Genomic DNA, 9,549 nt, shown 5'->3' with positions numbered 1-9,549 from the left:
GGTTAGTTCACCTGTTTGAAGCTGCGATAGTGATCGGTGGTGAGAAAGATCAGCCCATCTGAAGAGTAAAGCAGACGATCGGCATCGCGGTGGCCGCAGTCGTAATTCACATCGGCTTCATACCACTGACGCCCTTGTTTCATCGGCAGACGCTGCTCACGATTGCTAAAACGATCGCCACCAATCGCCCGGCCAGGCAATACGTTGCACAAGTCGCCTTTGCTCGGGTTCCAGCCCTGACGGCGTGCTTCACTTTTGGTGAGATAAAGATCCGGCAACTGATGATTTTGCTGTAACCACTGCGCCACCGTGTGGGCATCGGTGAGTTTGGCAATATCTGTGCCCTGTGCAGCGGTTTTACCGGTGAAATGCGGCTTAAGCCCGGCCCAGAGAGCGGCCAGCGCGAAAATGAGTCCAATCCAGAGTTTCTTTGACATAGTGACATCCCGAAGTGCAGGACGCCGATAATAGCAGGATTATCGTGAAGAAGAACGCGGGCCAGCATGGCTGGCCCTGGCGGAGGTGTTACTGCATCGCACTCGCGGCTGGCACGGCATGTCGACGCCATGCGCCTGGCGCCACGCCATACTGACGTTTGAAGCTGCGATTAAACGACTGCTGCGAATCAAACCCCAGTGAAATCGCCACATTAAGGATCGGTTCGTTGGTGGTCGTTAAACGGTCCGCCGATTTTTTCAGTTTCTTATTACGAATGTACTCGCCCAGCGGGTAGCCGGTGTGCTCTTTGAACATACGCTGCAGGTGCCATTTCGAATAACCGGCGCGCCCTGCTACGGTGTCCAGATCCAGACGTGCTTCAATGTTGTTATCAATCCAGTCGATCAGATCGTGAATAAATGCGTCGCTCATCATCCCATTTTCTCCCGTCGCCTTAACGAACAGTATCAGTATCAGTTGCAATTACACTTTAAGGGTGACTGACTATGACATTTAATGCAAGTTTTATTATTGCATTAAATGCCGCACTCGCCGTAGGGGCTTTCCCCCGCTGAAACGAATTGATCAAAACAGCACATAAAGTGTATCAGATATTCTTGCAGATGCAGTTTGCAGCAGCCTACACTCATCGCGTTTTAATGCAATCTTAAAAGTTGCAGATTTTTCGTACATGTCCTTTCTTTTTTCACACCAACGCGGAATAACAACAATGCATCTGCAAACATATGGGGTTCGTCGGGCAGTAAGCCTGTCAGGAGTGATGTTGCTGGGAAGCCTGCTGGCCGCTTGCGATCGGGGTGTGGCGCAAAACGCCCCGCCACCGCCGCCCGAAGTGAGTGTCGCGCAGGTGGTCGAACAAAAAGTCAGCCAATGGGATAGCTTCAATGGTCGCTTTGAAGCGGTGCAAAGTGTGCAACTGCGCCCTCGCGTTTCCGGCTATATCGATCAGGTTAACTATCGCGAAGGCGATGACGTGAAAAAGGGTCAGGTGCTATTTACCATTGATGACCGCACCTATCGCGCGACGTTAGAGCAGGCACAAGCTGAACTCGCGACCGCGCGCAGTCAGGCATCGCTGGCGCGCAGTGAGTCGGCACGAACCGATAAACTGATTGGCACCAATGTGGTATCCCGTGAAGAGTGGGAACAGCGTCGTTCTGCAGCGAGTCAGGCGCAGGCCAATGTGCTCTCCGCGCAGGCCGCCGTTGATATGGCGCAGCTGAATCTCGATTTTACCCGCGTCACTGCCCCGATTGATGGCCGTGCCAGCCGCGCGATGATCACCACCGGTAACCTGGTGACCGCCGGTGACAGTGCCAGCGTGCTGACCACGCTGGTGTCGCAGGATCGTCTGTACGTCTATTTCGACGTCGATGAAGCCACCTATCTGCAGTATCAGGCGATGGCACGTCAGGGACAAAATCGCGGTTCGCTACCGGTGGAAATCGCGCTGACCGGCGAGCAAGGTTATCCGCATCGTGGCACCGTTGACTTCCTCGACAACCAACTCACCGCCAGCACTGGCACCATTCGCATGCGTGCCACGCTGGATAACCATGAACGTCAGTTCACCCCAGGTCTGTTTGCCCGCGTGCGTTTACCCGGCAGCGCCGCGTTTAACGCGCTGTTGATCGACGATAAAGCGGTGCTGACCGATCAGGATCGTAAATACGTGTATGTGGTCGATGCGCAGGGTAAAGCCGAGCGTCGCGATATTCAGGCTGGCGAGCTGGCTGATGGCCTGCGCATTGTGCAATCCGGTTTGAAGCCGGGTGACAAAGTGATCGTCAATGGCCTGCAGAAAGTCTTCATGCCTGGCATGCCGGTGAAAGCTCAGCCGGTGGCAATGCGCTCCGCTCAATAATAATCGAGACTGCCTGTTATGGATTTCTCCCGCTTTTTTATCGACCGACCGATCTTTGCGGCGGTACTGTCGATTTTGATATTTACCACCGGACTGATCGCCATACCACTGCTGCCGATCAGTGAATACCCCAACGTGGTGCCACCCAGTGTGCAGGTGCGCGCAGAATATCCTGGCGCCAACCCCAAAGTGATTGCTGATTCGGTGGCGACACCGCTGGAAGAGGCGATCAACGGGGTCGAAAACATGATGTACATGAAGTCAGTGGCCGGTTCGGATGGCGTGCTGGTCACCACCGTGACCTTCCGTCCAGGTACCGATCCAGACCAGGCACAGGTTCAGGTGCAAAACCGTGTGGCGCAGGCAGAAGCTCGCCTGCCGGAAGAGGTGCGTCAACTCGGTTTGACCACGCAGAAGATGTCACCGACGCTAACGCTGGTGGTGCACATGTTCTCGCCGAAGGGCAAGTATGACTCACTCTATCTGCGTAACTACGCCACCCTGAAGGTGAAAGATGAGCTGGCGCGCCTGCCAGGCGTTGGTCAGATTCAGATCTTCGGGGCGGGCGAGTATGCGATGCGCGTCTGGCTCGATCCGAATAAGGTGGCCGCACGTGGCATGACCGCTTCTGATGTGGTCAGCGCTATGCAGGAGCAGAACGTGCAGGTGTCTGCCGGTCAGTTGGGCGCAGAGCCGACCAAAAAGGCCAGTGACTTCCTGCTGTCGATCAACACCCAGGGCCGTCTGGAGAGCGAAGAGCAGTTCGGCAATATCATCCTGAAAACCGCCGATGACGGCTCGCTGGTGCGCCTGCGTGACGTGGCGCGCATCGAGATGGGTTCCGGTAGCTACGCCCTGCGCTCTCAGTTGAACAACAAGGACGCGGTCGGCATCGGTATCTTCCAGGCACCGGGTGCCAACGCCATCGACCTGTCTAACGCCGTGCGTGACAAGATGGCCGAACTGGCCACCCGCTTCCCGGACGATGTGCAGTGGGCGGCACCGTACGATCCAACCGTGTTCGTGCGTGACTCGATCCGTGCCGTGGTGCAAACGCTGTTTGAAGCGATTGTGCTGGTGGTGCTGGTGGTAATCCTGTTCTTGCAGACCTGGCGTGCATCGATCATTCCGTTGCTGGCCGTGCCGGTTTCGGTGGTGGGAACGTTCAGCGTGCTTTACCTGCTGGGTTTCTCGCTTAACACCCTCAGTTTGTTCGGGCTGGTGTTGGCGATAGGTATCGTGGTGGATGACGCCATTGTGGTAGTGGAGAACGTTGAGCGTAATATCGCGATGGGACTCTCTCCGACGGCGGCTGCGCATCAGGCGATGCGCGAAGTGTCGGGGCCCATTATCGCGATTGCGTTAGTGCTGTGTGCGGTATTCGTGCCGATGGCGTTCCTGTCCGGTGTGACCGGTCAGTTCTACAAGCAGTTTGCGGTGACGATTGCCATCTCCACGGTGATCTCTGCCATTAACTCATTGACGCTCTCTCCAGCGCTGGCGGCCAAGCTACTGAAGTCGCATGATGCACCGAAAGATATGCCGACGCGTCTGATTGATCGCTTACTCGGCTGGATTTTCCGTCCGTTTAACCGCTTCTTCCAGCGCAGTTCGGATGGCTACGAGTCGATGGTCGGCAAAACCCTGCGTCGTCGCGGTGCGGTATTTGGCGTTTACGTCATACTGCTGGCGGGCGCGGGCTTTATGTTCCACATCGTGCCGGGCGGCTTTATTCCGACGCAGGATAAGCTGTATCTGATTGGCGGCGTGAAAATGCCAGAAGGTTCGTCACTAGCGCGTACCGATGAAGTGATTCGCAAGATGAGCGAAATCGGCATGAACACCGAAGGCGTGGCCTATTCGGTCGCCTTCCCTGGCCTGAATGCCTTGCAGTTCACCAATACACCGAATACCGGCACCGTATTCTTCGGCCTGAAGCCGTTTAATGAACGTACCCGTACGGCTGCGGAGATAAACGCTGAAATCAACGCGAAAATCTCCAAAATCCAGCAAGGCTTTGGTTTCTCGATTATGCCACCGCCGATTCTGGGGCTGGGTCAGGGTTCGGGTTACTCGCTGTATGTGCAGGATCGTGCGGGCTTAGGTTACGGTGCGTTGCAAACCGCCATTAATACCCTTTCCGGTGCGGTGATGCAGACGCCCGGCATGATGTTCCCGATCTCCTCGTATCAGGCCAACGTGCCGCAACTGGATGTACAGGTGGATCGTGATAAAGCTAAGGCGCAAGGCGTTTCGCTGACCGATCTGTTTAGCACCTTGCAGGTGTATCTGGGTTCTTCTTACGTCAACGACTTCAACAAGTTTGGTCGTACCTGGCGTGTGATGGCGCAGGCAGACGGGGATTTCCGTAACAGCGTGCAGGATATTGCCAATCTGCGTACCCGCAACAATCAGGGCGAGATGGTGCCAATCGGCAGTATGGTCAACATCACAACCACCTACGGCCCCGATCCGGTGATTCGTTACAACGGCTATCCGGCGGCGGACTTGATAGGTGATGCCGATCCACGCGTGCTCTCTTCAGCGCAGGCAATGGAGAAGCTGGAAGCGATGTCGGGCCAGGTGCTGCCGAATGGCATGAACATCGAATGGACCGACCTGAGCTATCAGCAAGCCACTCAGGGCAACACGGCGTTTATCGTCTTCCCGGTTGCGGTACTGCTGGCGTTCCTGGTACTGGCGGCATTGTATGAGAGCTGGACGCTGCCGCTGGCGGTGATCCTGATTGTGCCGGTCACCATGCTGTCCGCGCTGGTTGGCGTGTGGCTCACCGGCGGCGATAACAACGTGTTTGTGCAGGTTGGTCTGGTGGTACTGATGGGACTGGCATGTAAGAACGCGATTCTTATTGTCGAGTTCGCCCGTGAACTGGAGATGCAAGGCAAAGGGATTGTCGAGTCGGCGCTGGAAGCCTGCCGCCTGCGTCTGCGCCCGATCGTGATGACTTCGATTGCCTTTATTGCCGGTACCGTTCCGCTAATTCTGGGTGAAGGTGCCGGTGCCGAAGTGCGTGGTGTCACTGGGATTACCGTGTTCTCGGGCATGCTGGGCGTGACGCTGTTTGGTCTGTTCCTGACGCCGGTGTTCTATGTGACGTTACGTAAACTGGTGACGCGAAAGCAGCCGGAAGCGGAAGTGCAGACGGTGTAAATCTGTTTTAGGTTAAATTGCGGCGGCCAGAGATGGCCGCCTTTTTTATAAGGGAACGAAGAGCTGGAAGCAGGCCCCCGGCGCGGGTTTCAGGGCAATATCACCGCGATGCAATTGCAACATACGACGAACGATGACCAACCCCAATCCACCATTGTCACGACGGTCAGGATCGATAATGGAGGGGCGTTCAAACAGGGTCTGACTGACTTCCGGTGAGATACCTGGGCCGTTGTCTTCCAGCTCCATCATCACGTTCTCCCCTTCCAGCCATAAACGCAGGGTAATGTTCCCACCCGACGGCGTATGACGGATGGCATTATCCACCAGGTTGGTCAGAACACGCTCTATCATCGACATATCCGCGTCGATCATGGGCAAACCCGACGCGATATCAACCGACAAATTCAGGCGGGATTTCTCCAACGCCAGCTCAAATTTCTGTATCACGTCCTGAACCAAATCCGGCAGCGAAAACCGTTCGTACTGTGGCGTGACAACACCATGTTCCAGCCGCGCTAACTCAAACAGTTGCTGTGCGAGCATGCCGACCTTTTCACTTTGCGTCAGGGCAATCTGTAAATATCGGCTGCGCTCCGCTTCAGTCAAGCTGCCAGCTTTAACTGCCAGCGTCTCCAGATAACCCTGAATCGACATCAGCGGCGTGCGCAAGTCATGCGAAATGTTGGCGACAAACTCACGACGCTGCTGGTCTTTCAACTCCAGCGTCTGTACCTGAACGTCAATACGCTGCGCCATATCGATAAAGGCGTTTTGCAACTGCGCCACTTCATCCTGTTGCGGGGAATGAGGTAGCGTAGCAAGGCGTTGTAGCGCATCCTCACCCGCTGTCACCTTTTGTGTCAGCTGTCGCACCGGTCTTGTGACCCAATAATAGGCCGCTGCACCCGCCATCAATCCAAGCAGGACGATAACCACCACCGACCAAAGCATGGCGCTGCGCAGCACGGACATTTTTACTCCCTGCTGCAGATGTTGATAATTCTCCCCCTGCAAAATCACATAGAGATAACCCACCGTTCTGTTGCCATCCAGAATAGGCGCAGCGCTGAACACTTTGAGCGCGGAAGGTGAACGAGGATCGTCACCATACACCGGCAGTGGCGCCTCGTTCAGCCACTTTTGCAGTGGACGCACGTCGACCCGATCGCGATGGACATGGCCGGCTGGCGCATCATTGGCCAGAATCTGTCCCTGCGCATCCAGCAGGTAAACTTCAACGCTCGGGTTGTAGGACATCATCTGGCCGAACAGCTGCTTGAGTACCGGAGCATCGGTGTTTCCGGCATTCATCAATGCGCTACTTTTGGCAATAGAAGCGGCCAGATCTCGCGATAAATTCTGCATCATGGCATCACTGTATTGCTGGCGGTTGTTGTCCTGAATCAACAGGATCAGCGCACTACTGATCAGTAGCATCAGGGCAAAGACCAGCGTCAAACGCTGAGTGAGTGACAGACGTTTCATGTAACCTGATCTCCCTCACCCGGCACCACGAATTTGTAGCCCTGTCCCCACACCGTAAGAATCCAGCGTGGCTCAGCTGGCGTCGCTTCAATTTTGAGGCGTAATCGGTTGATATGGGTGTTAACCGTGTGCTCATAACCTTCGTGCTGGTAGCCCCACACCAGATTCAGCAAGCTAAGTCGCGAAAAGACCTTTCCTGGATGACGGGCAAAATGGTAGAGCAGCTCGAATTCACGAGGCGTCAGCTCAATTAACGTCTGAGCCAGCCGAACCTCTCGGGCAACCGGATCAATATTCAGGCTGCCAAGACGCAGGTTTCCCGCGTCCTGACGTAAATTTTGGCTCATCGCTTCCTGGCGGCGGAAAAGTGCTTTAACGCGCGCCACCAGTTCCAGCATCGAGAAGGGTTTGGTCAAATAGTCATCCGCGCCCAGTTCCAACCCCAGTACGCGATGCACTTCACTGGCGCGAGCGCTGATCATCACAATGGGCGTGTAGTGCGGCATATTGCGTGCACGACGGCACAGTTCCAGCCCATCAACACCAGGCAACATAATGTCAAAAATTAAGGCATCCCAACGCTGGCTTTCCAGCAGTTGACTGCCACTATCACCATCCGCAGCATGCGTAATATCAAAGCCCTCGTCACGCAGATGAATGTGCAACAGCTCGGCAATATTGCCATCGTCTTCAACGATTAAGATATTCTTCGCCATGTTGACCGCCTCAATGAACATCCTTTAAATCTTATACAGAATTGCCCCCCGGAGTTATCACATTTTGTTTAACTCTGCGTGAGGACTCTGTGATCAATATCGGCGCAAAGTCTCTTCATTCCAGACGGCATAGCAATATGCAGAGGTGCAGAGTGAAATGTGCTCCCGATAAAAAGGTTCATCCGTTGTGGTTGAGATTGACTCACTGGATCAATGCCGTTGCGATGACATTAATGATTCTCAGTGGCTGGCGGATTTATAACGCGTCTCCTTTATTTCCATTTGATTTTCCCAATAGCTATACCCTGGGAGGATGGCTGGGTGGTGCACTGCAATGGCATTTTGCGGCAATGTGGCTTTTTGCCGGTAATGGCGTGCTCTATCTGACGCTGAATCTTCTGAGCGGACGTTTTCGCCAACGTTTTCTGCCCTTAAGCATGACTCAATTAGTAAAAGATGGCCTATCTGCATTAAAAGGACATCTTAGCCATCACGATTTACGCCAATATAATATGGTGCAAAAAATTGCGTATTTTCTGGTGGTCATTGATGGCATGTTATTAGCCTTTTCAGGGTTAGTCTTGTGGAAGTCGGTGCAATTTCCGTTTTTGCGAGAAGTATTGGGCGGCTATGACACGGCTCGCTTCATTCACTTTTTTGCCATGGCCTTTTTATGTGCCTTTGTTGTTATCCATCTGATCATGGTGGCACTGGTACCTAAAACATTATTATTGATGACACGCGGACGCTAAAAATGACGATAAAAAAGATTGAACGTCCCAGCAGTGAAACTGACGCCCTATTAAAAGACGCCACCACTATTCTGGCGAAAAAAATGTCTGGCCATTCACGACGTCAATTTCTGCGCATGGGCTTGACTGCGGGCGGTGTGGCGTTACTCACCGGATGCGACATCGACAATAATCCTGACATCGAAAATATTTTAAGCCGCATGTCACGTTTTAATGACCGTATTCAGGGATGGTTATTCAGCGGTTATCAAATGGCGCCAGAATATACCCTGAAAGATATTACGCGGCCCTTCCCGTTTAATGCCTTTTACGGTGAAGAAGATATTCCGCAGGTAAACGGTGATGATTACCAGTTGCAACTGAGCGGACTGATACGTGATAAACGCAGCTGGCGACTGCCTGAGTTATATAAATTATCTCAGCATGAACAAATCACCCGCCATATTTGTGTAGAAGGATGGAGTGCCATTGGCCGCTGGGGCGGCGTTCGATTCAGCGACTTCCTGCAACTGATTGGGGCTGACACCAAAGCGAAATATGTCAGCTTTCGCTGTGCCGATGATTATTACACCAGCATTGATATGGCGACGGCATTGCACCCGCAAACCTTATTAGCACTGAGTTGGGATGGTCGGATATTACCGCCGGAATACGGTTATCCCATGAAATTACGGATTCCGACCAAACTGGGCTACAAAAACCCCAAGCATATTATTTCAATTGAAATCACCAACCGCTTTACCGGTGGCTACTGGGAAGACCAGGGCTATAACTGGTTTGGCGGCAGTTAATCTCCCCAAAACCCTGTAAGGAAATGAAGATGAAAAAGATTATTGCAACTGTATTCGCTGGCGCACTGTTGATGGCTTTCTCTGGCGCTTATGCTGCTGACAATATGGCCAAAGATGGTATGCAGAATGAAAGCGGTATGTCGCACGACGGCATGAAAAAAGACCACATGAAAAAACCGATGAAGAAACATGACAGCATGAAGAAAGATGGCATGTCTAAAGATGGCATGGCTAAAGACGGTATGGCGAAGGATGAGATGTCTAAGGACGGGATGTCTAAGTAACAGTGTCAGTTACCGGGCGTATGC

Annotated in this window: 9 protein-coding genes; 5 read left to right on the top strand and 4 right to left on the bottom strand. The window is 53.5% G+C overall.

All coding sequences use genetic code 11. The features are described from left to right. Positions 1-2: 2 nt before the first annotated feature. Complete coding sequence (locus QMZ65_RS00135; protein WP_283003512.1) at positions 3-437, bottom strand: ribonuclease domain-containing protein; 435 nt, start codon at positions 435-437, stop codon at positions 3-5. Between the two features lie 88 nt (positions 438-525). Then, on the bottom strand, positions 526-873 hold the full coding sequence (locus tag QMZ65_RS00130; protein ID WP_034827340.1) for a helix-turn-helix domain-containing protein: 348 nt from the start codon (positions 871-873) through the stop codon (positions 526-528). 295 nt (positions 874-1,168) lie between these two features. Between QMZ65_RS00130 and QMZ65_RS00125 the strand changes: the two genes are divergently transcribed. Then, positions 1,169-2,323: an efflux RND transporter periplasmic adaptor subunit gene (locus QMZ65_RS00125; protein WP_283215158.1), complete on the top strand. Its 1,155-nt coding sequence runs from the start codon at positions 1,169-1,171 to the stop codon at positions 2,321-2,323. Positions 2,324-2,341: 18 nt separating this feature from the next. Beyond that, the gene (oqxB, locus tag QMZ65_RS00120) at positions 2,342-5,494 is read left to right on the top strand and encodes a multidrug efflux RND transporter permease subunit OqxB (RefSeq protein ID WP_283215157.1); all 3,153 of its coding nucleotides are present in this window, start codon (positions 2,342-2,344) and stop codon (positions 5,492-5,494) included. A gap of 45 nt (positions 5,495-5,539) precedes the next feature. Here oqxB and QMZ65_RS00115 read toward each other — a convergent pair whose 3' ends face one another. Further along, positions 5,540-6,982, bottom strand: a complete 1,443-nt coding sequence (locus tag QMZ65_RS00115) for a sensor histidine kinase (protein ID WP_283215156.1) — start codon at positions 6,980-6,982, stop codon at positions 5,540-5,542. Beyond that, positions 6,979-7,698, bottom strand: a complete 720-nt coding sequence (locus QMZ65_RS00110) for a response regulator transcription factor (RefSeq protein ID WP_283215155.1) — start codon at positions 7,696-7,698, stop codon at positions 6,979-6,981. Before QMZ65_RS00110 ends, QMZ65_RS00115 begins: the two co-directional genes overlap by 4 nt. A 137-nt stretch (positions 7,699-7,835) precedes the next feature. Between QMZ65_RS00110 and QMZ65_RS00105 the strand changes: the two genes are divergently transcribed. Genes QMZ65_RS00105 through QMZ65_RS00095 form a run of 3 tightly spaced genes read left to right on the top strand, consistent with a single transcriptional unit; the run spans position 7,836 to position 9,525 of the window. Further along, positions 7,836-8,450 carry a cytochrome b/b6 domain-containing protein gene (locus tag QMZ65_RS00105; protein ID WP_283215414.1) on the top strand — a complete coding sequence of 205 codons (615 nt, stop codon included), beginning with the start codon at positions 7,836-7,838 and terminating at the stop codon, positions 8,448-8,450. Positions 8,451-8,452: 2 nt separating this feature from the next. Next, positions 8,453-9,241, top strand: a complete 789-nt coding sequence (locus tag QMZ65_RS00100) for a molybdopterin-dependent oxidoreductase (RefSeq protein ID WP_097117223.1) — start codon at positions 8,453-8,455, stop codon at positions 9,239-9,241. Between the two features lie 29 nt (positions 9,242-9,270). Continuing rightward, positions 9,271-9,525: a pentapeptide MXKDX repeat protein gene (locus QMZ65_RS00095; protein ID WP_160867222.1), complete on the top strand. Its 255-nt coding sequence runs from the start codon at positions 9,271-9,273 to the stop codon at positions 9,523-9,525. Positions 9,526-9,549 lie beyond the last annotated feature (24 nt).

This window comes from Pantoea sp. EABMAA-21 (assembly GCF_030053335.1).
In the GTDB taxonomy this organism is placed as follows: Bacteria; Pseudomonadota; Gammaproteobacteria; order Enterobacterales; family Enterobacteriaceae; genus Pantoea; species Pantoea communis.
Note: the sequence above shows the minus strand (reverse complement) of the source record. Positions and strands in the feature narration are given on the sequence as shown.

Bases quoted from the DNA above. Each gene is read 5' to 3' on its own strand.
- QMZ65_RS00130 (WP_034827340.1), bottom strand. From the start codon at position 873: ATGATGAGCGACGCATTTATTCACGATCTGATCGACTGGATTGATAAC.
- QMZ65_RS00105 (WP_283215414.1), top strand. From the start codon at position 7,836: ATGCAGAGGTGCAGAGTGAAATGTGCTCCCGATAAAAAGGTTCATCCG.
- QMZ65_RS00135 (WP_283003512.1), bottom strand. From the start codon at position 437: ATGTCAAAGAAACTCTGGATTGGACTCATTTTCGCGCTGGCCGCTCTC.
- QMZ65_RS00110 (WP_283215155.1), bottom strand. From the start codon at position 7,698: ATGGCGAAGAATATCTTAATCGTTGAAGACGATGGCAATATTGCCGAG.
- QMZ65_RS00100 (WP_097117223.1), top strand. From the start codon at position 8,453: ATGACGATAAAAAAGATTGAACGTCCCAGCAGTGAAACTGACGCCCTA.
- QMZ65_RS00095 (WP_160867222.1), top strand. From the start codon at position 9,271: ATGAAAAAGATTATTGCAACTGTATTCGCTGGCGCACTGTTGATGGCT.
- QMZ65_RS00115 (WP_283215156.1), bottom strand. From the start codon at position 6,982: ATGAAACGTCTGTCACTCACTCAGCGTTTGACGCTGGTCTTTGCCCTG.
- QMZ65_RS00125 (WP_283215158.1), top strand. From the start codon at position 1,169: ATGCATCTGCAAACATATGGGGTTCGTCGGGCAGTAAGCCTGTCAGGA.
- oqxB (WP_283215157.1), top strand. From the start codon at position 2,342: ATGGATTTCTCCCGCTTTTTTATCGACCGACCGATCTTTGCGGCGGTA.